Below are 25,192 nucleotides of genomic sequence, written 5' to 3'. Positions count from 1 at the left end.
ACGAGCGCGTTCAGCGCGAAGCGGGGGTTCGGGGGCGGCAGCCCCCGAGGGACGGGAACGGGAAGGGGCGGCGGGGGCGAAGAGACTCCGCCGCCCCTCAGTCGTGCGGCGCCTTCCCGCTCACCCGGTGGTCGGCGTGGCTCAGTGCCTCCATCACCAGGCGCCGGAGATGGCCGTCACGCAGGCTGTAGTGGACGTACCGCCCCTCGCGCCGCGTCTCCACCAGCCCCGCCAGCCGCAGCTTCGCCAGATGCTGACTGACCGCCGTCCGCGAGGCCTCGCACCGCTCCGTCAGCGAGCCGACGTCCGACTCGCCCTGCGCGAGCAGCCACAGCAGATGCAGCCGCGTCGCGTCGGACAGCAGCGCGAACACCTCGGTCGCCTCCGCGAGACGCGCGCTGTCCGGGGCACGCAGGTGCGTGTCGTCCGCAGTTGGCAATGTCTCGCGAGCAGGCATGCCCTCAGCGTAGAGGCAGGGCGGACCCGCCGAGGGGGTCAGCGTACCGATTCCGCCATCAACATGTGCACAAGTGCGCACCCATGGCTACAGTGGAGTCGGACCGCGCCCGCTCCCCCGTCCGGCCAAGGGATCGCCGCATGCTCGCCGTACTCCGCAACCGCGCCTACCGCCGCCTGTTCACCGCCCAGGTCGTCGCCCTGACCGGCACCGGCCTGGCGACGGTCGCCCTCGCCCTGCTCGCCTACGACCTGGCGGGCGCCGGCGCCGGATCGGTGCTCGGGACGGCACTCGCCGTCAAGATGGTGGCCTACGTGGCGATCGCCCCGGCCGTCGGCGCGGTCGCCGACCGGCTGCCGCGCCGGGCGCTGCTCGTCGGGGCGGACCTCGTGCGGGCCGGGGTCGCGCTGCTGCTGCCGTTCGTGGACCAGGTCTGGCAGGTGTACGTCCTGATCTTTCTGCTCCAGGCCGCGTCGGCCACGTTCACTCCCGCCTTCCAGGCCGTCATCCCGGATGTGCTGCCCGCCGAGCGCGACTACACCCGGGCCCTGTCCCTGTCCCGGCTCGCCTACGACCTGGAGAGCCTGTTCAGCCCGGCCCTCGCCGCCGCGCTGCTGTCACTGATCACCTACAACTGGCTGTTCCTGGGCACGGTGGCCGGTTTCCTGGCCTCGGCCGCCCTGGTCGCCTCAGCCGCGCTGCCCAAGCCCGGCGTCCAAACGCCCGCAGTCCCCGTGCCCACCTCCCTGCCCACGGGACGTGTCCGTGCGAGGGCGACCGCGGGCGCCCGCCTCTTCCTCGCCGTCCCGCAGTTGCGCGCCCTGCTCGCGCTGGATCTGGCGGTGGCCGCCGCGGGTGCCATGGTCACCGTCAACACCGTGGTGTACGTCCGCGACCAGCTCGGCCGGAGCACCGGTGACGTACCGCTGGCGCTCGGCTCGTTCGGTGCGGGTTCGATGGTCGTGGCGCTGTTCCTGCCCCGGGTGCTCGACCGTGTTCCGGACCGGGTGGTGATGCTGCGGGGAGCGATGTTGCTCACCCCGGTCTTCGTCGTGCTCGGCGCCGTCACCGCGGCGGGTGGCGGCGGTTGGCGCTGGCCCACGCTGCTGGCCGCCTGGGCCGCGTTCGGCGCCGCCTGTTCGATGGTGCTCACTCCGACAGGGCGGCTGATCCGGCGGGCGGCGCCCGCAGGGGCGCGTACCTCCGCGTTCGCGGCGCAGTTCTCCCTCTCGCACAGTTGCTGGCTGCTCACGTACCCGCTGGCCGGATGGCTCGGCGCGACGGCCGGGCTCGGGTCCGCGGTGCTCGTCCTGGGCGCTGTCGCGCTGGCCGCCTCGGCGCTCGCCGTACGGCTGTGGCCGGCGCGGAAGCCCGCGCCCGTCGAGCACGAGCACGCCGGGCTCCCCGCCGGGCACCCGCATCTCGTGGACGCGCGCCGGGTGGGCGGCGGCTGGCGCCACAGCCACCGTCCGCTCCCCGACGGCCTGCACGCCCACGGCTGACCGCACTCGCCCGTCAGAGGTCCTGCCCTCAGCAGCAACCAGCCTCCTCGCGGCCGGTGTCGACGTCCAGACGGCAGAAGCAGGATGCCGTGACCGGAACGTCCGCGAGGGCGAGGGCGATCTTCAGTTGCTGGGCCACGATCCGTGCCTCCCCCTCCTTGCCCAGGCGGACGAGGCACTCGTGGAACCCGTGCAGGGCCCAGACGTTGCCGGGGTGCTGCACGGCGCGCGGAAGGGTCTCGTCGAGGCCGAGGTCGGCCCGGTAGACGGCTTCCGCCTCGGCGACGCGCCCCTGTTCGAGGAGCAGGGCGCCGTAGGCGTGCCGGGTGGGCTGCATCCAGCCCCAGGGTTCGTCGTAGGGGAGGCTGTCGCTCAGCTCGATCGAGCGTTCAAGGGCGGCGAAGGCGGCCTTGTGGTGGCCCTTGCGGTACTCCAGTTCGCCGTCGAGCATCGCCGACGCGACGGCGAGGATGTCGGCGCAGGTGTTGTTGAACAGCATCCGGGTGTCCGGGACCTGGGTGACCGCCTCGCGGAACAGCTCCCGCTCGGCCTCCGCCTCGGGGATCCGGCCGGTGGCGGAGAGGGCGACCCCTCGGGCGTACCGGAGCATGGCTGTCGTCACGCGGTAGAGCGACGGGTCGGCGGGCAGCGGCAGTTCGAGGATGTCCGGCCAGCGGCCGAACCGGATCAGCACATGGACGCGCATGGCGAGGAAGCCCTCCAGCCAGTCGGCCATGGGCGGGCTCTCCACCCGCAGGAGCTCTTCCGGGATCGACGCCTCCAGTCGCGCGGCGGCGTCGAGCGCGGTCGTGGACTGTCCCAGGAACATCGCGCCGTAGATCCTGAAGTGGTGGTTGTGCGCCCGGTAGAGGGTGTAGAAGTTCATCGCGCCGGAGCGGTCTCGGAACTTCTCGTCGGCTGTGATCGCCGTGCCGTTGTCCGCGACCACGCGCCGGTAGTCGCCGCAGAGCACGTCGAGGTGCGATGGCATGTGCTGGAGGTGGCCGGCGTCCGGGACCAGGCCGCGCAGCCGGTCCGCTGCGCACAGGGCGGTCTCCGGGGCGGTGGACATCTCCATCAGGTGGATGTAGAGATGCAGGAGGCCCGGGTGGCGTGAGCCGGCGTCGGTCGCGATCGCCCGCTCCAGGACGGCCTTCGCGGTGAGGGTGCGGGCGCCCTCGGCGGGCTCGCCGGTGCGCACGTTCCACAGTTGCCAGGGAGTCAGGTTCATCAGCGCGTCGGCGTACAGCGTGGCGACGTCGAGGTCGTCGGGGGCGAGTTCGTACGCCGTGCGCATGGCGTCGGCGTAGGGCTCGTTCCACACCGAGCAGTCCTCGACGGCCTCGGCCCGCGGGTAGCGGGCGCGCAGGGCACCGATCAGGGACTGTTCGGCGGGCGTGGCTCCGGTCGCCTTCCGCTGCGCGAGTTCGACGGCCGCGTGGGTACGGGCGACGGTCCGCGCGAGGTCCTCGCCGTCGAAGAACTCCCAGGGTTTGTTGTAGTTCGGGCCGAGTGCGTACGCGATGCCCCAGTGGGCCATGGCGCAGTCGGGGTCCGCCGCGGCGGCGGCCTCGAAGCAGGCGACGGCCTCCTCGTGGTGGAAGCCGTACGTCCACACCAGGCCCCGGTCGAACCACTTCTGGGCCTCGGCGGACGCGGTCGTCACCGGCCGCCCGTGGGTGCCGAGGTCGTAGCCGTAGTCGTCGTCACAGTCATCGTCGTCGTGAGCGTCAGCGTCGTCCATCGGACAGACCATAGGGGCCGCCGCCCGCCCACGGCAGCACCCCGGCAGCATTCGTTCCGCGGCCTCCCGCGCGGGCCGCGACGGGCGCGGCCATAAGATCACCCTCGTAGGCTCGAACGATGTTGACGGCTCATGTGCTCGCCAACGTCCGTGCGGGGCAAGGGAAGTGACGAGAGGGAGCGGCGTGAGCGAGCAGGGCAGCACGTCAGAGGGACGCGGCCGGCTGGACACCTCGGTGGCCCACAACGCGCGGGTGTGGAACTACTGGATCGGCGGCAAGGACAACTACGTCGTCGACCAGGCGGTCGGTGACCACATCGACGGAATGTTCCCGCTGATCCGCAGCGTGGCCCGCGCGGACCGCGCCTTTCTCGGGCGGGCCGTGCGTCTCCTGGTCGCCGAGCGCGGGGTGCGGCAGTTCCTGGACATCGGGACGGGGCTGCCCACGGTGGACAACACCCATGAGATCGCCCAGCGCCTGGCTCCCGAGTCACGGATCGTGTACGTCGACAACGACCCGATCGTGCTCGCCCACGCCCGTACGCTGCTGACGGGCACGCGCGAGGGGGCCACGGACTACATCGACGCGGACATCCATCACCCGGACGGGATCGTCCGGCGCGCCGCGGAGACCCTCGACTTCGACCGGCCGGTCGCCGTCATGATGCTCGGCATTCTGAATTTCGTGCTGGACACGGGCCAGGCGCAGGACATCGTGCGCCGGATCATGGCGTCGGTGCCCTCGGGAAGTTATCTGGTGCTGACCCATCCGACGACCGACGCGGAGCTCGGCGGGGAGGGAAACATCGAGGCGATGAAGTTCTGGAACGAGAACGCCACCCCGCCGATCACCGCCCGCCCCCGTGCCGAGGTCGCCGCATTCTTCGACGGCCTGGACCTGCTCGACCCGGGGCTCGTCTCCTGTGCGCGATGGCACCCGGAGAGTGGCTCCGGGGCCACTCTTCCGCAATTCGGCGCGGTCGCCGTGAAGCCCTGACCGACCGGAAATGAACGGGGATTCCCGGACTCTTTTCGGACGCGCTTTCATGGGGTGTCGGCGATAATCGGTATATGAGTACGACAACGTCCGCACTACTGGCCGCGTCGAGCGATCTACTCAACGTAACGTTCGCATTTGTCGCGGGCCTGTTCATCGCCGGTGTACTGATCTGGGCCTTCTGGTTCGGTATGCGGGTCCGGGACCGGGAATCCCCCCGGCCCCGCCCCGACGAACAACCCGTGCTTCCGCCCACCGGCCCGGTTCACGAGGTCCGCGAGATGCGAGAGCCCGACGAGGTGCCGCACGCGACACAGGAGCGGGAGCGGCTGATGCCGCACGAACTCCATCACGCGTCGACGAAACGGCGGGAGGACCAGCAGCGGGGCCGCTGGGATCCCGGCTCCAGCGGCTCCTTCGGCAGTGGCGGCCTGGGGCGCCACTGACCGTCCGCGCCCCGGCCCGCGCCACCGTCCCCGCGACCCGCGCTCGACCGTCCCCCGCGACCCGCGAGCGCGGGTCGCGAGCGGGTGGTGGGCGCGGGTCGCGAGCGGCTTGTGAGCGCGGTCGTGAGCAGGTCGCGGGCGCCTTGCGGAGGGCTCGCGAGCGGCGAAATGCAGCCCGGCCGCAGTTGCCCGCAACAGGAGGCAACCATTCACCCGTTCGATTCGTATAACTCCTTGGAGGCGGGGCAAGCGGGACGGGGCAGCTGTATTTCCGGAGCTCCACCGTCCACTTGACCGACGTCGTCGCCGATCGAGGAGAAGCGATGCAGCTGTTCGTTCTGAACTACGCGCGCCCGGCTGAGCAGTTGGAGGTGAGCGCTCCGTACAGCTACGACCGCGCACTGCAGTTGAATGTGCTGCCGGGCGGGCGGATTGCCGCGCATGACCATGCGGTGATGCGTGAATTCGGATCCACTACGTCAACCGCCGGTTCCAAGACGCACTTTGACGACTGACACGGACCTGACGGAGATGACGGTCCTGGTTCTGACGTCCGACGAGGATGTGACGGCGGATCTCGTGGTGGCCCGGCTGAACGACACGGGCATTCCCGTGGTCCGGCTCGATCCCGCCGATCTGCCCGGCGGGATCACCCTGTCCGGCGAGTACGCGCACGGCGCTTTTCGCGGGTATCTCTCCGCCGGTGACCGGGTGGTGAGCATGGCGGGGCTGCGGTCCGTCTGGCTGCGCAGGCCGGGGGTTCCGGGGGCGCGGGCCGCCGTGCCGTCCGGCTGGCTCACCGAGGAGGCCTCGCAGGCCCTCTACGGCATGCTCCGCAGTACCGGCGCGCGCTGGATGAACCATCCCGACGCCGCCGCCCGGGCCCGCCACAAGCCCTGGCAACTGCGGCTCGCCCAGCACAGCGGGCTCCAGGTGCCGGCCACGCTGATCACCACGTTCCCGCATGCCGCCCGGGACTTCGCGCGGCGCTTTCCCGACCTGGTCGTCAAGCCCGTCTCCGGTGCGCACCCCCAGGAGCCGCCCAGGGTGGTGCCGACGAGCAGGGTGGCACCCGATGTCGACTTCACGGCCGTCGCCCTCGGACCCACCCTGCTGCAACACCGGGTCGACAAGCGGGCCGACATCCGCCTGACGGCGGTCGGCGACCGGATTCTCGCCGCCCGCAAGGCCGTCGCGCCCGGCGCGCACCCCGACGACATCGATGTCCGCTTCGCGCCCTCCGAGGAGCCGTGGCGGCCGGTCGACGTACCGCCGCTCGTCGCCGAGGCCGTGCACCGGTATCTACGGGAGGCCGAACTCGCCTACGGGGCCTTCGACTTCGCGGAGGATCCCGACGGCGCCTGGTGGTTCCTCGAATGCAACCAGTCGGGCCAGTTCGGTTTCGTCGAGATGGACACCGGCCAGCCGATAGCCCGCGCCGTCGCCGACTGGCTGGCCGGCCCCTGACCTGTCGTCACCCTCGGCAAGGTACGTTCGCTCACCATGCGTATCTACGGACCCGACGTTCTCACCATCGCCGACGAACTCACCGACGCGTACACCGAGATCTTCACCGCCCCGCCGTGGGACGGCCAAAACCCCGAGAAGACCCGGGCGCGCTTCCGGGAGCGACTGGAGACGGACGCGCGTCGCCCCGGCTTCCGTGCTGTCGTCTCCCTCACGGAGGGCGGGAGGGTACGGGGGTTCGCCATGGGCTGGACCACCGGGTCCCCGTTCCGCACCGACCGTGGGTACGGCAAGGTGACCGAACTGCTCGGCGCGCAGCGTGTCGACGAGTTGCTCGTGGGCGCCTTCGAGATCAACGAGCTGGGGGTGCGGGCCGATGCCCGGGGCGCCGGGCTGGGGCGGCGACTGCTGTCCGCGCTCGCCTCGGCCGCACCGGGCGGCAGGGCGTGGCTGATGACCTGGGACCAGGCCCACGAGTCGGTGGCGTTCTACCGCCGGACGGGCTGGACGGAACCGGAGCCACTGCCCGGCGCGGGGCCGGACATCGTGGTGTTCCTGTCACCAACGGCCGGAGCGACCGCTCCGGCAGACCCCAACTGTTAATGGGATCCATTTTCATGTAGCGTCCTGTCTCGCTTGCCAACCGAGGAGGATTCCATGGCCGTTCCCAAGCGGAAGATGTCCCGCAGCAACACCCGCCACCGCCGCTCCCAGTGGAAGGCGACCACGACCCAGCTCGTGCCGGTCACCGTCGACGGGGTCGAGCACATGGTTCCGCAGCGGCTGGTCAAGGCGTACGAACGCGGCCTGATCCAGCCCTGAACCAACCCCCGGACCGGGCCTCAGAGCCTGTTCTGAGCCCCGGTTCCGACAGGAGCTCCTTCGGTGCGCTCCACGATCCAGCCCGCCATCGCCCGTACGCCGACACCGATCGCGCGCTCGTCCGGAGAGAAGTCCGGGTAATGCGGATAGCTCGTCGTGATGGATGTGCCAGGTGCGCGGACACCGAGAAATGTGTACGTACCGGGGATCCGGTCCAGGAAGAGGGCGAAGTCCTCGCCGCTGAAGGGCGGGAACGCGGCGCGGAGTTCGGTGACCGTGTCCTGGCCGATGGTGCGGCGCAGGTGGCGGGCGAGCAGGCGGGCCTCGCGTTCCGGACAGACCATGGCCGGGAAAGGCTCAGCGGGGAAGCGCACCCCGGCCCCCGCGTACGGCATGGCCAGTCGGCGAATACTTTCGCGCACCTCCACGTACCGCTCCTGCGGCCAGCAGCGATAGGACACACTCACCTTGGCCTCCTGCGCCGCCGCCCGCAGAGCCACGAACCGGGCCAGCGGCCCGTCGGGTATCCGGGCGTCAGCGACGATCTGCTCCAGATCCGCCGGGGTCTGCGGCAGAGCCACGGTCGCGAGCGCACCGATACCGGCAGCCAGGCGCCGCGCGGCAGCAACCGCGTCCGGCCCGGAGAGGGTCACCTCCGCCTTGTCCTGGCCCGGCATCCCGAAGCCCGGAGTCACGGCGAACCGGCCGACCGGAAACGGCCCGCAGTGCAACGCGTGGATCTCCTCGACGGACTCGCGCTCCAGCACACCTGACTCGATCAGCGAGCGGGCGCCGGACAGCGCCTCCTCGGCGGGCTGGAAGAGGAACACCACCGTTCCGCTCAATCGCGGCCGCAGCCGCGCCAGGACCCGCGCGACGCCGACACCCACCGCGGTGTGGACGTCGTGTCCGCAGAGATGGGCCGGCGCGGGACCTCCTCCGACGATGTCCTTGGGCGGAACCGCGTCCATGTCCGCCCGGTAGGCAACGGTCCGGCCCGGACGCGAGCCCCGCAGGACCCCGACGACCCCGTGGCCGCCCACTCCGGTGGTGACAGCCAGCCCCGCCGCCCGCAACTCCCGGGCCACCACAGCGGCCGTACGCTCTTCCTGCCCTGGGGCCTCGGGGTGCTGATGGAGGTCCCGCCGCAGCTGAATCAGCGCACTGTCCAGACGCGCCGCCTCGGTGGCCACGGCCGCCCGCTCCACCGGCCCTCTCCACCCGCCCGCGACGGCCTTCCCGATGCCTCCCCACACCGTTCCCGCACCGGCCGCCGCCGCGCCGGCCAGTAACGTGCGGCGCGCGAGCACGTGTTCTGTCGGACGATTCACCGTTGCCCCTTTGACTCAAGTCGTCTTCCGGGAAACAGAATCGCCGGGCAGCGGTGTCATCGCCCATCCGGTGAGCCGCCCCTTGGCGGTGGGGACAGCCACCCCATGGGCTCAGTTGTTCCAGCTCTCGTCGTACGGGTCGCGCGGGACCGGCACCGGCTTCGCCTCGGTGATGTCGAAGAACGGGATAATGCCCTTGTTCACCGGGTCCTTGGTCCGCCGGCCGGTGTAGGTGCCGGTGAGTTCGAGCCAGGTGTCCGGTTGCAGGACCGGGGGGATCCGGCCGGTGAGGCCGACCTTGACCGGCTGGGCGTCCGCCGCGCAGCAGTTGAGGGCCATCCGCACGAGGTACGGGGTGCCCTTGCCGTCGAGTGCGACGAACCCGGTGATCGCGATCCGCCGGCCTCCCAGCGAGCGTCCGTGGTCGTAGGCCGCGCGTCCCGCGTAGTCGACCAGGCTCAGGCGGACGGGATCGCCGGAGGGCAGGGGCGGATAGGCCAGCGGCGCCTGGAGGGCCGTACCCGTGCGCAGGGCGCTGTAGGAGCCCAGGGCGGGCGGGGCCACCAGGATCAGTGCGAACAGGGGCAGCACCAGGAGCCAGGAGACCCGCGGCTCGCGGTGGACGTGCACCTCCTGGTCGTGGACGTCAGTCCCAGTCCCAGTGCCAATCCCATGGCCAGCGCCAGTGCCAGTCCCATGGCCTTCGGCGTGAACTTCCTTGCCGGAAGCCGACTTCGAGTGTTTCCACTCGTACCAGGCCGTCGCCAGCGCGGCCGTCATCAGCACCACGCCCGCGCCGACGACCATCGGCTGGAGTCCCGCCTTGACGTAGCGCAGATAGAGGTCGGTGGAGCCTGCGTGTGTCATCGCGCCGCCGACCAGGAACAGGACGACCGCCTGTGCCTGCCGGTTCACAGGAGCACCGCCCCGACGAGGACCGCCGATGCTATCGCCATGACGAAGGTGGCCGGCGCGAAGCGGAGCGCGAAACCGCGGCCGAAGGTCGCCGTCTGCATGGCGAAGAGTTTCAGGTCGATCATCGGACCGACCACCAGGAACGCCAGTCTGGCCGTGAGCGAGAACTGGGTCAGGGACGCGGCGACGAACGCGTCCGCCTCCGAGCAGATCGACAGCAGCACCGCGAGGACGGCGAGCGCGAGGACCGACACCACCGGGTTGTCCGCCGCGAGGCCGAGCCAGCTCGCCGGCACCACCGACTTCAGGGTGGCGGCGGCCATCGCGCCGACGACCAGGAAGCCGCCCGCGTGCATCACGTCGTGCCGTACGGAGTTCCAGAACGCCGCCCCCTTGCCGAGGCCCTCGTCCGAGGGGTGGGCCGGCGGGCGCAGCCAGTCGGTGCGGCCGAGCCGCTGCCAGAGCCAGCCCATCACGCACGCCACGAGCAGGCTCGCGACGAAGCGTGCGACGACCATCTCCGGCCGGCCCGGGAACGCGATGGCGGTCGCGGTCAGCACGATCGGGTTGATGGCGGGGGCGGAGAGCAGGAACGCCAGTGCCGCCGCCGGGGCGACACCGCGCCGCACCAGCGCGCCGGCCACCGGCACCGACGCGCACTCACAGCCGGGCAGGACCGCCCCGGCCATCCCCGCGACCGGCACCGCGAGGGCGGGACGGCTGGGCAGGGCACGTACGAAGAACGACGGTGGTACGAACACGGCGAGCATCGCCGACAGCAGTACACCGAGGACGAGGAAGGGCAGGGCCTGTACGACGACGGCGACGAACACCGTCATCCAGCTCTGCATCACCGGCTCGGACACCGCCCGGCGGATCGGCCCCTGGAGGGCGACCACCAGGATGAGCAGCATGGTCAGGACGAGCGGTGAGCTGAACTGCCAGCCCTGCCGCTCGCCCGTGGCCCCGCCGTTCGCCTCGTCCCCGCGGACCTCCGTGTCGCTGGGGCCGGGCCCTGGCGGGGCCGCTTTGGTGATGCTCACGGGTGAGGTACCTCCGGGCGTGGCTGGATCGCGTGCGTTCCCTACCACTTCAGTACGCCCGGACGGGCGCCGTTGCTCATTTTGCGATAGCCGGGAACGAGCTAGGTTGGCGCGTATGCAGTCCTACACCATTGGCCAGGCCGCCCGTCTGCTGGGCGTGAGCCCCGACACCGCGAGGCGGTGGGCGGACGCGGGGCGGGTCAGTACCCATCGTGACGAGGGCGGGCGGCGGGTGATCGACGGACGTGATCTGGCCGCGTTCTCGGTCGAGCTGGCGGGCTCCGGCGCGGGCGGCGGATCCGGCGAGGAGGAGCCGTCGTACACCTCCGCCCGTAACGCCTTCGCCGGCATCGTCACGGCCGTGAAGCTCGGTGATGTCGCCGCCCAGGTCGAGATCCAGGCGGGCCCGCACCGGCTGGTGTCGCTGCTGACCAGGGAGGCCGTGGAGGAACTGGGCCTCGAAGTCGGCGTGGAGGCGACGGCCCGGGTGAAGTCGACGAGCGTGCACATCGACCGGACCTGACACGGGCAGGCAGCGGGCGGCGGGCGGGCCGGAGATATTCGGTGGCCCCGTCTGCGGGAGCGAGGTTACGGTCGCGGCATGGTGGAGACATCCGGCACGTGCACCGACCAGTTCGCCCCCGTGCGCGAGGCGTTGACGGCGTCACTCAACGACAAGGACGTGGGCGCGTCCGTGGCGGTGTATCTCGACGGCGAACCGGTGGTCGACCTGTGGGGCGGCCACGCCGACGAGGCCCGTACCGTGCCGTGGGAGCGCGACACGCTCACCAACACGTGGTCCACGACGAAGACGATGACGGCCCTGTGCGCGCTGGTCCTCGCCGACCGGGGCGAACTCGACCTGGACGCGCCGGTCGCCCGCTACTGGCCCGAGTTCGCCGCGCACGGCAAGGACGACGTCCGCGTACGGCACCTGCTGGGCCATACGGCCGGGCTGCCCACCTGGGACGAGCCGATGACGATCGAGGACCTCTACCACTGGCCGGCCGCCACCGCCCGTCTCGCCGCCCAGGCCCCGGCGTGGAAGCCCGGCACCGAGGGCGGGTACCACGCCATCACCTACGGCTACCTCGTCGGCGAGGTGATCCGCCGGGTCACCGGCCGCACCCTGGGCGTGTTCTTCGCCGAGGAGATCGCCGGGCCGCTGGGAGCCGACTTCCACATCGGGCTGTCAGCCGAGCACGACCACCGCGTCTCGCGCGTGATCGCCCCGGCCGAGCCGGTGCGCGACCCGGACGCCGACCTTCCGCGAGACAGCCCCGGCAATCCGGCGGTACGGGCAGGCACCGCCAACACCGAGGCCTGGCGGCGCGCCGAGATCCCCGCCGCGAACGGCCACGGCAACGCCCGTTCCGTCGCCGCCGTCCAGTCGGTCCTCGCCTGCGGCGGCACCGCGCGAGGCGTACGGCTGCTGTCGGAGGCGGGCTGCGAACGCGTCCTGGAGGAACAGTTCCTCGGGACGGACAACGTCCTGGGCGTGCCCATGCGCTGGGGCATGGGGTACGGCCTGGACAGCGGCACGATGCCCAACCCCCGCACATGCTTCTGGGGTGGCTGGGGCGGCTCGATGGTCCTGGTCGACCTGGACGCGCGGATGTCCGTGGCGTACGTCATGAACCGCATGCTCGATACCGGCGGCCTCAGCGACGACCGGGCCTTCATGATCCTGGCGGCGGCCTACCAAGGGCTGTCCAGGTAGGTGGCAGACTCGGCCGCGTGGAACGACCTGACTACTCCCCCGCGTTCGACAGCCTTCTCGTTCGGGCCCGGAAACTGCTCAGGGACGACCGGCGTGCCGTGCTCGGTGTCACCGGGAGTCCCGGCGCGGGCAAGACGACGCTCGCCGAGCGGCTCGTCCGGGCGCTGAACGGCGACGGCGAGCCGTGGGCCGCCCACGTACCGATGGACGGCTTCCATCTCGCCGACGCCGAGCTGGAACGGCTGGGCCTGCGGGACCGCAAGGGTGCCCCGGAGACCTTCGACGCGGCCGGGTACGCGGAATTGCTGCGGCGGCTGCGCGAGGAGGGCGGCGGGGCGGGCGAGGGGGAGGTCGTCTACGCGCCCGGGTTCGAACGCGTCCTGGAGCAGCCGCTCGCGGGCGCGATCCCGGTGTTTCCGTCGGCGCGGCTCGTCGTCACCGAGGGCAACTACCTTCTGCTGGCGGCGGGTTCATGGGCGCGGGTGCGGGCCCAGCTCGACGAGGTGTGGTTCTGCGAGCTGGACGAGGGCGAGCGCGTCCGGCGGCTCGTCGCCCGGCACGAGGAGTTCGGCAAGGACCACGACACGGCCGTCGCCTGGGTGCGGGGCACGGACCAGCGCAACGCCGACCTGGTCGCCGCGACCCGGGACCGGGCGGATCTGGTGGTGACACAGCGGGGCCGGGCAGCTCGCGGGTGAGCTGCCCGGCCCTGTAGGAGTTCCCTCAGTCGAGGAACGTCAGCTCCGGTTCGCCGTGGGCGTCGCCCGCCGCCTCGCCGATCACAGCGGTGAACGCCTCGGTGCGCACCCTCAGTCCGTCCGGCGTGGACTCGAAGACCGGCGCGAACCCGGCCCCGTCGCCCGCGCCCGCGTACCGTACGGCGAAGACGCTCAGCCCGTCCGGTGCGCCGGGAACCGGGTCGGCCTCCAGTGCCGTGGAGCTGACGAGGTGGCGCCAGCCCTCGTCGGGGTTGCCGTAGCCGCGCGGGTCGGCCGCGAGGGCGAAGGCCGCCTGCTCCTGGGTCGCCTCCGCGCGGGCGTCGAAGTGGTCCACGCCCTCCGTCAGTGGGTGCGTGAGGCGCAGGGGGCCCGCCGAGGTGACTCCGGCGGCCTCCGCCGTACGGCGGACCCGGTCGCCGTCGTCCGTGGCGTACGGCAGGCCGGCCAGCAGGTACGGGGTGCCGTCGAGGTGTTCGACGGCGACCGTGACCCACAGGGTCGTGCCGTCCGTGACGTACAGGGACCGCAGGTGGCGCAGGACGTGGTCGCGGCCGACGACCGGCTTGGTGACCAGCTTGGCCGTGAGGCGTTCGGTGCGCAGGTCACGTACCCGGACCTCGCCCATCGGGCGGCAGAGCAGGAAGCCGTCCACGACCGGGCCGAAGCCGTGCTGGCGGTTGACCGCCGCCGGGAGGTAGTAGGTGCCCGCCGCCTCGACCAGTGACGGGGTCATCCTGTCGTCGAAGGCCACCGACACCGTGCCGGCGCGGAGTTGGTGACGCAGTGGCTCGGTCGACGGGGTGCGGTGCCAGGGGGTGGTGTCCTGGATCTGCCAGATCAGCATCCACGCGAAGTGGCCGTCGATGCCGCCGTCCTCCCTGGCCGCGTGCCGGGCCCAGCGGCTGTCGCCACGGTAGCGGCCGAGGTCGGCGCCGACGCGGTGGCCGAAGTAGCGCAGGCCGAGGACCGATTCGAAGGCGGAGTGCTGTTCGCTGTAGCGGGGGCCGCCGTTGTCGTAGCCGCCGTTGGTCAGACGGGCGTCGATGTAGCGGGCCAGTGCCTCGCCGTCCTCGGCGAAGACCTCCTCGCCGCTGACCCGGTGTGCCTGGGCGAGGAAGGAGAGGGAGATCGGGCCGTAGTTGTTGTCATAGGCGCCGCCGTGCTCGGGCGGCAGGGCCGCGCCCCGGTCGCGCACCCGGTGGGCGCGGATCTTGTCGGCGTACAGCGCGAGGGCGCGTGAACGTACCGACTCCCCGTCCTCCGGCGGGAGATGGGGTGCCAGCATCAGGCCGCCGACCACGCAGCCGATGGCCTGGTTGCCGGCCTCCTGCGGGTTGAAGAAGGTCGCCTCGGTCAGCCAGCGCCAGTAGCCGTGCGCCAACGCGACCAGTTCCGCGCGCTGTTCGTCGGCGACGAGCCCCTCGGAGGCGTCCAGGATGTTCACCGCCTGGAGCAGCGCCCACACCGTGCTCGGCCAGTCGCCGATGGGGTGGGCGCCGGTCTCCAGTACGTAACGGGCGTACGGGAGACCGGAGTCGCGGAGTCTCAGGTTGGGGTAGCCGGGGTTGTCCTCGGTGTAGACGCGCTCACGGAGGTGGAAGGCGAGGCTGCGGGACACCGCCTCGGGCAGGCGCGGGTCCTTGCCGCGCTGCCAGGCGAAGGCCAGCAGCGAGGTGACCCCGAGGGAGGTGTCGCCGATGTCGTCGTCGGTGTCGGGGTGTTCGAGGTTGCCGTCGCGGGTGAGACGAGTGAGCGCCTCACCCACGACGGCGGTCAGGACGCCGTCGTAGTCGGCCGGTGAGTCCGGCAGATCGTGCAACGGCCCTCGCTGGTACGGGAGATGCAAAGCCCTCAGCCCTTCATGCCTGGGGTCATGCCTGGGGTGGCCATGGCGTGGTCCGCCGGATTCACCCGACCGGTGCGGGCCGGCGGGCGCGCAGTGCGATGGTAAGTGTGTGCGGGCCGAGGCCGCCGAGGTAGACGCGGTTCCCGGTCGTCGCGTCGGTGCCGCCCACCACGGTGTGGTCCTGGCCCGGGTCGTAGCGCAGTACGTCGCCCCGGTCCGGTCCGGCGAGTGGTTCGCCTGCCTCGACGGTGGCCTCGACGCGGATCTCGTCGTCGCCGACCCGGTAGGTCATCGGCCCGGTCGTCAGGCACCAGCGTCCGTCGCCGATCGGGACGGCGCCCTCCGGCTCGCCGCCCGGGCGGAAGGTCAGTTCGAGGGCCCAGGGCACCCTTGGGCCGTTGATGTCGATCCGCAGGTCGGCGCCGTCCTCACGCAGGTCCACGTCGACCTCGGTCGTGAGGGAGACCTCGTCCCGGGGGCGGTCCGGGAAGGACATCGCGGCCGAGAAGCGTCCCTCGTCCGCCAGCCGGTAGGCGCCGTCGTCCCTCCTCCTGTCCTTCGGGAGCGGCTGGTAGTAGGCGGCCGTGAGGGATTCGGCGAGCCGGTACCTGTTGCCGGGGAGCTGTCTCATGTCGGCGGCGCGGAACGGGCCCAGGTCGAAGAAGTCCCGCGAGAGACGGACCGCGTCGAGGACGGCCTCGCCTGCGAACAGGCGCAGGAAGGTGGGGTTGCAGGCGAGGCCCGAGCGGATGCGCCGGTGCTCGGGCACGTCGGAGCCGCCGTAGACCACCGTGTGCGCGGTGGCCGAGGCGCGGGCGGCGAGGCGTGCCGTGGTGAGGTACCGGTCGCGCGGACGTGTCTCCGGGGTCGGGTGCGGCAGGGGGCGGCACAGGTCCGGGGTGAGGATGGTCCGGGCGAGCAGGTCGGGGTCGTCGATGCCGCCGACGGCCGCGAGCCGGGCCGCGCGGGCGAAGTCGCCCCGGCCGGTGCGGATCGCGAGCAGCCGGTAGTACGGCAGGTAGGGCGCCAGGGGGAAGGGGTGGTGCTGGTCCTGGCGGCGCGAGTGGACGGTCTCCACCGTGCCGTCCGGCCTGATGAGGTCCAGGGTGGTGGCGAGATTGCGTTCGACGGCGGCCGACAGGTCGGCGCGGCCGAGGACGTCGGCCAGCAGGAGCAGCGAGGGGTTGGAGACGTAGGCCGCGTAGACGGCGCTCCGTTCCGAGTACAGGCCCTCCACGTCGATGTCGACGCCCTCGGCGAGCCACGCCTCGACCCGGTCGAGCAGGCGGTCGTCGGGGAACGACCGGTGCAGCCGGGCCAGCGCCGCGCTCAGCTCCCAGCGGTGGTTCGGGGTGTGCGCCCCGCCCGTCAGGAGGCTGCCTGAGGCGGCGCCGGCGATCTCGGCTAGCGCGGCGGTGACATCGCGCAGTTCCGGCCCCGCGCCGGCGGCGAGGACATGCGCGTCGCACACGTCGTTGACCGTGAAGGCGGAGTCCGGCGGTGACTGCACGTTGTCGCCGCCGGCGAAGAGGCCGGTGGGGGTCTGCGCGGCCCGCAGGGCGCGGAGGTGGGTCAGCGCGGCGGTGACGGCCGGCCCGCTGCCGTGCAGTGCCGAGTCCGGGGAGCGGTATGCCGCGACCAGGGTCTTCACCCGGCGGGCGAGGTCGCGGTGGGACACACCGGCGGGTTCCGCGTCCGGGTCGGCCGCCAGTGGGGCGGCCTCCCGGTCGGCGGCGCGGGCCGCCGACCGTACGAACTCGTGGTCGGGCGGGGTGGGCAAGGTCAGTCCTTCAGTCCGGCGTTGATGTCGGCGCTCATGACATAGCGCTGGAACACTAGGAAGACGACGATCAGCGGGATCATCGAGATGACCGAAGCGCCGAGCAGGACCGACCAGTTGATGTTCTGCGCGCCGACGATGCTCTGGATACCGATCTGCACGGTGAACTTGTCGGGGTCGTTGAGCATCAGCAGCGGCCAGATGTAGTCGTTCCACCGCCACTGGAAGGACAGGATGGCGAGGGTCAGCATGATGGGCCGGGAGATCGGCACCATGATCCGCACGAAGATCGACAGCTCGCGGGCGCCGTCGATGCGCGCGGCTTCCAGGAGTTCGTCGGGGACCGTCAGGAAGAACTGGCGGAACATGAAGCAGCCGGTCGCGGTGAGCACGGCCGGGAGGACGATGCCGGTGAACGAGTTGTAGAGCCCCAGGTTGCGGACCACCAGGAACGACGGGGCGAGCATGACCTCGCCCGGCAGCATCGTGGTGGCCAGGATGCAGATGAAGAACGCCTTGAGCCATCGGTTGTCGTACTTGGCCAGGGCGTACCCGGTGCAGCAGCTCACGCCCACCGTGAGGATCGTCGTGATCACGCACACGAGGGTCGTGTTGATGAAGTACTGCGAGAAGTTGGCACTGCGCCACGCCTGGAAGTAACCCGACAGGGTGGGGTTGTGCGGAACCAGCGACAGCGGATAGGAGAACAGGTCGCTGGCCGGCTTGAGGGAGCTGAGGATGAACCACAGCACCGGCAGCCCGTACAGGCACGCGAGGATCCACAGCAGTGTCGTCGCGGGCACCGCCCGCCTCAGGTTGCCGCTGACCGGCTTGCGGGGCCGCTTCTTGGCGACGGCCTTTTCGGGATCGGCGTCGACCGGGCGTGGGATGTCTGTGGTTGTCATCGGTTCTCCACCCGCCGGTTGACGATCAACTGGATGATCGCGACGGCCATCAGGATGATCATGAGCACGAACGACGCGGCGCTCGCGTAGCCGATCTGGCCCCGTTTGAAGCCGGTCTCGTAGATGTACTGGACGAGCAGGTTGTTCGACGAGCCGGGTCCGCCGTTGTTGAGGGCGACGAACACCGGGTATTCCTTCATCGCGTTGATCGTGTTGAGCAGGATCACGATGAACGAGGTGGGCGCGATGCTCGGCAGCGTGATGCTGAAGAACTGGCGCCACGGTCCGGCGCCGTCGAGCGAGGCCGCCTCGTAGTAGGACACCGGCACGTTCTTGATCGCCGCGATGAACAGCAGCATCGAGAAACCCGTCCAGGTCCAGGAGGCCGCCATCACCACCACGAGCAGCGACAGGTCCGCGTTCGACTGCCAGGGAACGGCGCCTCCGCCGAACTGCTCGATGATGTAGTTGACCAGGCCGAAGTTCTCACCGAACAGCCACCGCCACAGGACACCCACGACGATGGGCGACAGCAGCCAGGGGATGAAGAAGATGACGCGGGCGACCGTCCCGCCCTTGGCGTGCTTGCTCACCAGCAGGTTGGCGATGAGCAGCGAGGCCCCGAAGTTCAGCGGTACGAAGAGCACGGCGTACAGCAGCGTCCGGGTCAGCGCGTTGTAGAAGGTGGAGTCGCCGATCAGGTTGTGGTAGTTCTCCAGTCCGATGAACTGGAACGCCCCTACACCGGTGTAGTTCGTGAAGGAGTAGACGAGCCCGATCACCGCCGGCCAGACGAAGAACAGCGAGAAGAGCACCACATTGGCCGCGATGAGCACGAGCGGCGCAAGGGTGTACTTACTGCGTCTCCTGGACGGGCTCGGCGGGCTCGCGGACACGTCCGAGGCGCGTTTTGTCATCTTCCTGACTCCGTGCTGGTCGAATTGATTCCTGTGAGCTCACACCGTGAGCCCGGCCCGGCCTTGAGTGGGCGCCGGGCCGGGGGCGGCGGTGTGGACACCGCCGCCCCCGGCCCCGAGGCCTGTGATCAGCCGCCGACCTGCTGGTTGTAGCCGGCCACGATGTTCTCCAGGGCCTTGTCGGCCGACTGCTCGCCGTTGATGGCCTTGCCGAGTTCCGTCTTGGTCGGGTCCTCGGTGAGGCTCTTGCCCTTCAGCGCCCAGTCGTTCTGCGCGCCGCTGAAGTAGCCGGAGATCGGGGCGTAGAGCGGGATCGACTCGTTGTAGAGCTTGTACGCCGCCTGCGCCGCCTCGGACTTGAAGGGGTACTTCGGGGTCAGTCCGCTCTCGACCGGCAGGAACCCGGACGTCTCGCACAGCACCTGGTAGTGGGCCGGCTCGTACAGCCAGGAAAGGAACTTGGTCGTGGCGCCGGCCGCGTCGGCGTTGTTGTTGAAGCCGACCGTCAGGCCGCCGCTGTTGACGTCGCTGGCCTGCACCGGCTGGGCGGGGGTCGGGACGCTCGCCCACTCGAACTTCTTGACGCTGTCCGCGAAGGCGGGGACCTGCCACACGCCGGACCAGTAGGCGACGACGTCACCGCTCTGGAACATGGCCGACGGGTCGGCGCCGCTGGTCCACACGGACTTCGGCATGGTCTTGTCGTCGTTCATCTTGACGAAGTAGTTGACGGCCTTCTTGGTCGCCTCGTCCACCGAGAACTTGCCGGAGTCGTCGGCGTGGACGTACTGCCCGCCCATCTCGTACACCATGGCGCGGAGCCTGGACGGCGACTGGTCGAAGGTCAGGGAGTACTTGACCTTGGTCTTGTCCCGGACCGTGTTCACGGCCTTGATGAAGTCGTCCCAGGTCCAGGTCTTCTGGGGCGAGGTCGGGAAGGAGACGCCGGCCTTCTCGAAGAGCGACTTGTTGATGAACATGCCGGACGCGGTGACGTCCGAGGGGATGGCCAGCACCTTCCCGGACTTGTCCTTCGCCAGGAAGTTGGCGTTGATGTTGTTGCTCTTGTTGTTGGTGATGGCGCTCAGGTCGAGCAGCTTGTTCGACCAGATCGGGTCCAGCGCCGGCACGGCCGCCACGTCGGGCAGGGAGTTCGCCTGCGCCGCGTTGTGCAGCTTCGTCGTGTAGCCCTCGTAGGGGATGTTGACGAGCTTGACGGCGACGCCGGTGTCCTTCTTGTACTGCGCGATCACCTTCTTCCAGCCCGCGTCCTGGCCCGGAACCGTGGAGATCCAGAACGTCAGCGACTTGGACGTGCCGCCCGAGTCGGATCCCCCGCCGCAGGCGGAGAGCAGAAGGGCGCCGGCCGAGGCAACGGCGGCGATGGGAAGCAGGCGGCGCATACCGCCGCGGCCGAGTCGGCTGGAACGCCGCACACCCACAGTGGTCATCTTCGATCCCTTTTTTTCGCTAGGGGAAGCACGGCGCCGACCGAGGCGGCGCGGGTGCAGTTTCCAGGAAAAGTTGCTCTCCGGGGGGCGCGGCCTCGCCCGGCCACGTCGTCCACGCGGGGCGGGATCCCCAGCCGCTGTGGCTGTCACCGCACGGGCACGCCCTCGTGCGGTTGCCGTACGTCGAGTACGGGCGGGAGGCTCACCCCAAGCCGGCGTTCCCGGCCGACTTAGAAAGCGCTTGTCCGGACATTGGCAGACCGAGTCCGAAACCGTCAATCCTTCGTCCGCGCCGCCTGGGTCACGGTTTGGACTCCCCTGGCGACCGCGAGCCGCGCGGCGCCCACCACGGTACCGAGATCACCGACCTGGCTGCTCACCACCTCGGTGGGCCAGCTCAGCCGCTCCAGCTCGGCCCGCACACCGGGCAGGAGCTGCGGAAAGGCACCTGTGCTGCCGCCCAGGACGAGCAGCCCGGGGTCCAGTACGGCGGTCACCGCGGCGGCCAGCCGGCCCACGTCCACCGCGTGCCGGGCGACGATCGCGCGGGCCGTGGCGGCTCCGTTTCCGGCCAGTGAAAAGAGCCGTTCGACGGTACGCGGACACGAAACGTCGGATTCCGGCCAGACTTCGGCGGCCCGGCGCAGCAGGGAGCGGGCGCCGATGTAATCCTCCAGGGCCTCGTGGCGGGGCTCCAGGCCGTCGTCCCAGGGGTAGGGCAGCCTGGCCAGCTCTCCGGCCGCCCCGTTGGCCCCGGCCAGCACCTGGCCGCCCACGACGATGCCGAGACCGATACCGACACCGATCCGCAGATAGCCGAAGGTGTGCCGGCCGCGCGCCGCGCCCTCGTGCAGTTCGGCGAGCGCGGCGCAGTTGACGTTGTTCTCCAGGTGGACGGGCACGCCGGCCGGCAGCGCCACGGCCACCGCGTCGAAGACGGGCCGTGCCTTGGCGGTCGCCGGCCGCACGGCGCCCTCCTCGGCGCGCGCGGCGACATCACCGACGGCCACGACGATGGTGCGCAGCGGGGCGTCGGCGGGGAGCGCGGACAGCGCCTCGCGCACCACTTCGGCGGCCTCCTCGCGGGAGCCGGTGGCCTCGGCGAGCAGGGTGCCGTCCAGGGCGCAGCCGCGCACCCGGGTCTGGGCGGGACCGAGATCGACGGCTAGTACGGAGCCCGCCGCGCGGCCGAGTCCGTAGACGGCGGCGGACCGTCCCGTGCCGCCGGAGGCGATGCCCGAGTGGGCGGCGAGCCCGGCGCCCTCCAGCTCCGCCACGGCGGAGGACACGGTCGGCTTCGACAGGCCCGCCAGACTCGCGAGCTGCGGCCGGGTGGCCGTGCCCGCCCCGGCCAGCACGGCGAACACCGCGCTCGCGCTCTCGGTCAGGCGGGGGACCTTCGCCACATCGTGTTCCACAGTCTCCCCAAGGTCGAGGGCCGCGCTCCCCCGGCAGTTCACTGTCGTGGGAGGCGGCGATGGGATGCCTTGGTATCGCGGTTTCCCGTCGCGTTCCGGCCCGGACGGGCCACTTCCGCGGTGGGGGTGCGGGATACCTCTTGACACGCACTGTACTTCGTTAGTTAACTTCCTAACGAATGTCACGGTACTCGCCTGCCGTGTCCGCCAAGAGGCCCGTCCCGGGGCTTCCTCAGCTCGTCCGTCTCTTCCGTACGTCAGGTTTTCCCTGTTCCAGGCACGGTTCGCCCGCCGTCGCAGCCACAGCGCAACGACGAAAGAGGATCCGTGCCGGACTCTCCCTTCCCGCACTCCCCCGTCCCGCACTCTCCCTTGCCGCGCCCGCTCGTCGTGGGCATCGACGTGGGCGGCACCAAGACGCACCTGCGCGCGTGCGCGGGGGACGAGCCGATCGCCGAGCGCGTCCGCCCGAGCAGTGGCTGGCGGCCCCGCGATCCGGTGGCCGCCGCCGACTGGCTGTGCGCCCTGACCGGCGAGGCGCTGCCCCCGGGCGCCCGCCCCTCCTCCGTGGCCGTCGGCGCGCACGGCTGCGAGACGCCTCTCCAGTGCGAGGAGATCCGCTCCGTACTCCAGGACCGTCTCGGCGTGCCGTGCCTGGTCGTCGGCGACGCCGAACTGCTGGTTCCGGCCGCTGGACTGGACAAGGGGGTCGGGCTGGTCGCCGGCACCGGCTCGGTGGCCGTCGGACGACGCCCCGACGGCACTCTCGTACAGGTCGGCGGCTGGGGTGCGGCCCTCGGTGACGAGGGAGGGGCCGCGGGTCTCGTGCGGGAGGCGGCGCGGGCCGTCTGGGCCGCCCATGACCTGGGCGAGGCGCCCGACGCGCTCGCCGAGGGGCTCATGTCCGCGTTCGGGGTGAGTGAGGTGCCCGCGCTGGGCGCGGCGCTGGAGGGCGCCACCGACATCTCCGCGGAGTGGGGACGGCACGCTCCCGTGATCTTCGAGGCCGCCGCGAGCGGTTCCCTGATCGCCGGTGAGGTGATCGCGGAGGGGGGCCGTTCGCTCGCTTCGCTCGTGGTGCGGCTCGCCAAACGCGGGGTCCCGGTCGACGACGTGGTGATCTCGGGCGGTACGATCCTCGCCCAACCCGCCCTGCATGACGCCCTGTTGGCGTCCCTTGCCATACTCGTCCCCAGCGCCCGGCTGCAGCCGCTGCGGGTACCGCCGGTGGAGGGCTCCGTGGCACTGGCCCGTTCACTCGTATGACACGTTCCTGACACCGGGCCCATTCCAGCCGGACATGGCCCGACCGTAGATCTTCACCCGTACGACTCACCCTCACCGCAGACCACACCTGGCCGGTACGTCACACGCCACGTCCCGGGTCATGTCCATGCCACTGCTTGAGATCCGGTCGTCGGCACCCACTCCCTCCAGGCCGCACGCACGGCCGCAGAACTGAAGAGAGGCACGCGCATGGCGTCTGCAGACGGACTCCGCCCCACCGCGCCGTCGGACGGACCCGCCCTCGACCGGCGGAAGCTCCTCAAGACCTCCCTGGCGGCGTCGGCCGGTCTCGTCGCCGCCCCGACCGTGCTCACCTGGGCGAGCGTCGGCCAGGCGAGCGCCGCGACGGCTTCCCCCGCGTCCGTCGCGCCGGCCGGAGTGCCCGCCGGCTCCGCTTTCGTCGACAACTACAAGACCAACCTGGTCGCGAACCAGACGCCCGAGACCAACGCCGTGATCCGGGCCCTCGGCGGCTTCGCCAAGGTGTGGAAGACCGGTACCGCCTGGAACACCGGCACTCCGCTGATGGCCGACGTGCTGCGCGCCAACGTGCGCTACTGCGTCAACATCACCCACGCCCGCACCGAGGCGCAGGCGAAGGAGGCGTTCGTCTACGACCGCCAGCACCAGAGCTACGCGATCATCGCCGCGCTGGGCCCGCTGGCCGACATCTACAAGGCGGGTGCCAAGGCGGTCACGTCGATCACGACGGCGCCCGACACCACGCCCGCGACCACGGTCAGCGACGCCGTGCCGGCCGACGCCCCGGCAGGGTCCGCCCTCGGCGCGGGCTCGTACGACTCGGACCTCGGCCAGGTGGCGAAGCTGGTGGACGCCGTGCGCGGCCCGTTCGCCTCCGGCAACCCCGCCAAGTTCGCCTTCCAGTACCCGCGTCCATGGCGTCTGAACGCGGAGAGCGAGGTCGTCCCCACCGGTGAGACCGACGCCTTCGGCTACCCGGTGTACAAGTCCGACGTCGTGGTCGTCCCGCAGCTCCTGCGCCAGCGCGGCACCAACCCGGCCGAGGACGGCGGCTTCCCCAGCGGCCACACCAACGCCTTCCACCTGGCGGCCCTGGCGTACGCGTACGCGGTCCCGGAGCGCTTCCAGGAGATCGTGACGCGTGCCTTCGAGCTGAGCCACACGCGGATCATGTCGGGCATGCACTCCCCCCTGGACGTCGTGGGCGGCCGTGTCATGGCCACCGCGCTGGCCGCCGCCGCCCTCGCCGACCCGGCCAACGCCGGTGTCAAGGCCGGGGCACGCGCCCAGGCCCTGAGCTACTTCCAGGCGAAGACGGGCACGACGGCGGACACCCTGTACACGTTCGCGCACTCGGCCGCGCCCGGCACCGACCCGTACGCCGACCGGCGCGCCAACGCTCGCGCTGTCGAGCCGCGGCTCACCTACATCCTCAACCGCAAGGGCCGCGACCAGCCGCTGACCGTGCCGAAGGGCGCGGAGGTGCTGCTGGAGACGCGTCTGCCGTACCTCAACGCGGCGCAGCGGCGTGCGGTGCTGCGCACGACCGCGCTGCCCGCCGGGTACGTCCTGCTCGACGGTTTCGAGCAGTGGGGGCGGCTCAACCTGTTCGCCGCGGCGGACGGTTACGGCGCCTTCGAGTCCGACGTGTACGTCGAACTCGACGCGACGGCCGGTGGCTTCGGCGCCGCCGACACCTGGCGCAACGACATCGACGGCCAGGGCGGTCTCACCAAGGCCGGCACCGGCACCCTGACGCTGACCGGCGACAACACCTACAAGGGCGGGACGGTGGTCAAGGAGGGCGAGCTGGTCGCGGCCTCGTCGCACGCGCTGGGCCACGGCGACGTCCGGGTGCTGGGCGGCGCGACGCTGCGGGCGGCCGAGCAGCACATCGACCTGCACGGTACGTACGACCAGCAGCGCGGCACGCTGGCGGTCACGCTGCGCAAGGGCGCCCACAAGCCCGTCGTGACGGCCCGTCGGATCCACCTGGAGCGGGGCAGCGTCCTGTCGCTGACCCTGGACCCCGAGAACCCGCCGGCCGCGGGCGCCGTCATCCCCGTCATCGGCGCGCAGGCGTTGCGCGGTCACTTCGAGCGCATCGTGCTCAACTCGGACAAGCTCCGCGCCGTGTCCGTCTACACGGCGACGGGTCTGTCGGTGCGACTCGTGAAGCGGTAATGCCCGCCGCGGGGCGGGAGGCGGTGCGAGAGTAGGGCCATGGCCCGGCTCCGGATCGCTCCCGCCGCCGCGCGGTCGGCGTCACCGCGAGGCGCCCGATGAGGCGCGAACGGCACACGGTGCCCGGCCTCAGGACTCCCCGGGACGCGGCGCGCCCACCCGGCCGTGCGACTCCGGACGCACCACTCCCCGCCACCGCAAGGCGGACGATGACACACGACCCGCACCCGGTCCCCCACCCCACGACTCCCCCGGACAC

Annotated in this window: 23 protein-coding genes; 12 read left to right on the top strand and 11 right to left on the bottom strand. The window is 71.2% G+C overall.

Going from position 1 to position 25,192, the window contains the following annotated elements; translation table 11 throughout:
* Positions 1 to 97 precede the first annotated feature (97 nt).
* Entirely contained in the window at positions 98 to 457 is a 360-nt protein-coding gene (locus AOK08_RS34000; protein ID WP_055533175.1) for an ArsR/SmtB family transcription factor, read from the bottom strand.
* Positions 458 to 597: 140 nt separating this feature from the next.
* Between AOK08_RS34000 and AOK08_RS33995 the strand changes: the two genes are divergently transcribed.
* Positions 598 to 1,959: an MFS transporter gene (locus AOK08_RS33995; protein WP_055533174.1), complete on the top strand. Its 1,362-nt coding sequence runs from the start codon at positions 598 to 600 to the stop codon at positions 1,957 to 1,959.
* A 28-nt stretch (positions 1,960 to 1,987) separates the two neighbouring features.
* Here AOK08_RS33995 and AOK08_RS33990 read toward each other — a convergent pair whose 3' ends face one another.
* Positions 1,988 to 3,703, bottom strand: a complete 1,716-nt coding sequence (locus AOK08_RS33990; protein ID WP_055533172.1) for a tetratricopeptide repeat protein — start codon at positions 3,701 to 3,703, stop codon at positions 1,988 to 1,990.
* Positions 3,704 to 3,887: 184 nt separating this feature from the next.
* On the opposite strand from AOK08_RS33990, the gene AOK08_RS33985 reads away from it, so the two are divergent.
* The 6 genes from AOK08_RS33985 to rpmF all read left to right on the top strand — a co-directional run bounded on the left by AOK08_RS33985 (position 3,888) and on the right by rpmF (position 7,435).
* Positions 3,888 to 4,700, top strand: coding sequence for an SAM-dependent methyltransferase (locus AOK08_RS33985; protein WP_055533170.1), 813 nt, complete (start codon positions 3,888 to 3,890; stop codon positions 4,698 to 4,700).
* Positions 4,701 to 4,774: 74 nt separating this feature from the next.
* Complete coding sequence (locus AOK08_RS33980) at positions 4,775 to 5,146, top strand: DUF6479 family protein (protein WP_055533168.1); 372 nt, start codon at positions 4,775 to 4,777, stop codon at positions 5,144 to 5,146.
* Positions 5,147 to 5,469: 323 nt separating this feature from the next.
* Complete coding sequence (gene tgmA, locus AOK08_RS33975; RefSeq protein ID WP_055533166.1) at positions 5,470 to 5,661, top strand: putative ATP-grasp-modified RiPP; 192 nt, start codon at positions 5,470 to 5,472, stop codon at positions 5,659 to 5,661.
* 16 nt (positions 5,662 to 5,677) lie between these two features.
* Positions 5,678 to 6,613, top strand: a complete 936-nt coding sequence (gene tgmB, locus AOK08_RS33970; protein ID WP_055533164.1) for an ATP-grasp ribosomal peptide maturase — start codon at positions 5,678 to 5,680, stop codon at positions 6,611 to 6,613.
* Positions 6,614 to 6,649: 36 nt separating this feature from the next.
* Positions 6,650 to 7,216: a GNAT family N-acetyltransferase gene (locus AOK08_RS33965; RefSeq protein WP_055533162.1), complete on the top strand. Its 567-nt coding sequence runs from the start codon at positions 6,650 to 6,652 to the stop codon at positions 7,214 to 7,216.
* Positions 7,217 to 7,270: 54 nt separating this feature from the next.
* The gene (gene rpmF, locus AOK08_RS33960) at positions 7,271 to 7,435 is read left to right on the top strand and encodes a 50S ribosomal protein L32 (protein ID WP_055533160.1); all 165 of its coding nucleotides are present in this window, start codon (positions 7,271 to 7,273) and stop codon (positions 7,433 to 7,435) included.
* Positions 7,436 to 7,455: 20 nt separating this feature from the next.
* Here rpmF and AOK08_RS33955 read toward each other — a convergent pair whose 3' ends face one another.
* The 3 genes from AOK08_RS33955 to AOK08_RS33945 all read right to left on the bottom strand — a co-directional run bounded on the left by AOK08_RS33955 (position 7,456) and on the right by AOK08_RS33945 (position 10,724).
* Positions 7,456 to 8,745 carry a M20 metallopeptidase family protein gene (locus AOK08_RS33955; protein ID WP_055533158.1) on the bottom strand — a complete coding sequence of 430 codons (1,290 nt, stop codon included), beginning with the start codon at positions 8,743 to 8,745 and terminating at the stop codon, positions 7,456 to 7,458.
* A gap of 132 nt (positions 8,746 to 8,877) precedes the next feature.
* On the bottom strand, positions 8,878 to 9,681 hold the full coding sequence (locus AOK08_RS33950) for a TIGR03943 family putative permease subunit (RefSeq protein ID WP_055533156.1): 804 nt from the start codon (positions 9,679 to 9,681) through the stop codon (positions 8,878 to 8,880).
* Positions 9,678 to 10,724 carry a permease gene (locus AOK08_RS33945; RefSeq protein WP_055533154.1) on the bottom strand — a complete coding sequence of 349 codons (1,047 nt, stop codon included), beginning with the start codon at positions 10,722 to 10,724 and terminating at the stop codon, positions 9,678 to 9,680. The genes AOK08_RS33950 and AOK08_RS33945 overlap by 4 nt, the downstream gene beginning before the upstream one ends.
* A gap of 115 nt (positions 10,725 to 10,839) precedes the next feature.
* On the opposite strand from AOK08_RS33945, the gene AOK08_RS33940 reads away from it, so the two are divergent.
* The 3 genes from AOK08_RS33940 to AOK08_RS33930 all read left to right on the top strand — a co-directional run bounded on the left by AOK08_RS33940 (position 10,840) and on the right by AOK08_RS33930 (position 13,142).
* The gene (locus AOK08_RS33940; protein ID WP_055533152.1) at positions 10,840 to 11,247 is read left to right on the top strand and encodes a TOBE domain-containing protein; all 408 of its coding nucleotides are present in this window, start codon (positions 10,840 to 10,842) and stop codon (positions 11,245 to 11,247) included.
* A gap of 78 nt (positions 11,248 to 11,325) precedes the next feature.
* Entirely contained in the window at positions 11,326 to 12,444 is a 1,119-nt protein-coding gene (locus tag AOK08_RS33935; protein WP_079054433.1) for a serine hydrolase domain-containing protein, read from the top strand.
* A gap of 17 nt (positions 12,445 to 12,461) precedes the next feature.
* Entirely contained in the window at positions 12,462 to 13,142 is a 681-nt protein-coding gene (locus AOK08_RS33930) for a nucleoside/nucleotide kinase family protein (protein WP_055533149.1), read from the top strand.
* 25 nt (positions 13,143 to 13,167) lie between these two features.
* Here the strand turns inward: AOK08_RS33930 and AOK08_RS33925 are convergent, their stop codons facing one another.
* The 6 genes from AOK08_RS33925 to AOK08_RS33900 form a co-directional block, all read right to left on the bottom strand.
* Positions 13,168 to 15,009: a hypothetical protein gene (locus AOK08_RS33925; protein WP_055533147.1), complete on the bottom strand. Its 1,842-nt coding sequence runs from the start codon at positions 15,007 to 15,009 to the stop codon at positions 13,168 to 13,170.
* Between the two features lie 61 nt (positions 15,010 to 15,070).
* Positions 15,071 to 16,789 (bottom strand): hypothetical protein, encoded by a 1,719-nt coding sequence (locus AOK08_RS33920; RefSeq protein WP_055533145.1) that lies wholly within the window; start codon positions 16,787 to 16,789, stop codon positions 15,071 to 15,073.
* Positions 16,790 to 16,791: 2 nt separating this feature from the next.
* Positions 16,792 to 17,694, bottom strand: a complete 903-nt coding sequence (locus tag AOK08_RS33915; RefSeq protein WP_055533143.1) for a carbohydrate ABC transporter permease — start codon at positions 17,692 to 17,694, stop codon at positions 16,792 to 16,794.
* The gene (locus tag AOK08_RS33910; RefSeq protein ID WP_055533141.1) at positions 17,691 to 18,611 is read right to left on the bottom strand and encodes a carbohydrate ABC transporter permease; all 921 of its coding nucleotides are present in this window, start codon (positions 18,609 to 18,611) and stop codon (positions 17,691 to 17,693) included. Before AOK08_RS33910 ends, AOK08_RS33915 begins: the two co-directional genes overlap by 4 nt.
* A 128-nt stretch (positions 18,612 to 18,739) precedes the next feature.
* Complete coding sequence (locus AOK08_RS33905) at positions 18,740 to 20,062, bottom strand: extracellular solute-binding protein (RefSeq protein WP_055533139.1); 1,323 nt, start codon at positions 20,060 to 20,062, stop codon at positions 18,740 to 18,742.
* Positions 20,063 to 20,337: 275 nt separating this feature from the next.
* Positions 20,338 to 21,468: an ROK family transcriptional regulator gene (locus AOK08_RS33900; protein ID WP_241827205.1), complete on the bottom strand. Its 1,131-nt coding sequence runs from the start codon at positions 21,466 to 21,468 to the stop codon at positions 20,338 to 20,340.
* Between the two features lie 339 nt (positions 21,469 to 21,807).
* Here AOK08_RS33900 and AOK08_RS33895 point away from each other — a divergent pair, with 339 nt between their 5' ends.
* Positions 21,808 to 22,746, top strand: coding sequence for an N-acetylglucosamine kinase (locus AOK08_RS33895; RefSeq protein ID WP_241827204.1), 939 nt, complete (start codon positions 21,808 to 21,810; stop codon positions 22,744 to 22,746).
* A 210-nt stretch (positions 22,747 to 22,956) separates the two neighbouring features.
* Entirely contained in the window at positions 22,957 to 24,933 is a 1,977-nt protein-coding gene (locus tag AOK08_RS33890; protein ID WP_055533135.1) for a phosphatase PAP2 family protein, read from the top strand.
* The last annotated feature ends 259 nt before the right edge of the window (positions 24,934 to 25,192 follow it).

It is taken from the genome of Streptomyces graminilatus (assembly GCF_001418565.1).
GTDB classification, from domain to species: domain Bacteria; phylum Actinomycetota; class Actinomycetes; order Streptomycetales; family Streptomycetaceae; genus Streptomyces; species Streptomyces graminilatus.
Note: the sequence above shows the minus strand (reverse complement) of the source record. Positions and strands in the feature narration are given on the sequence as shown.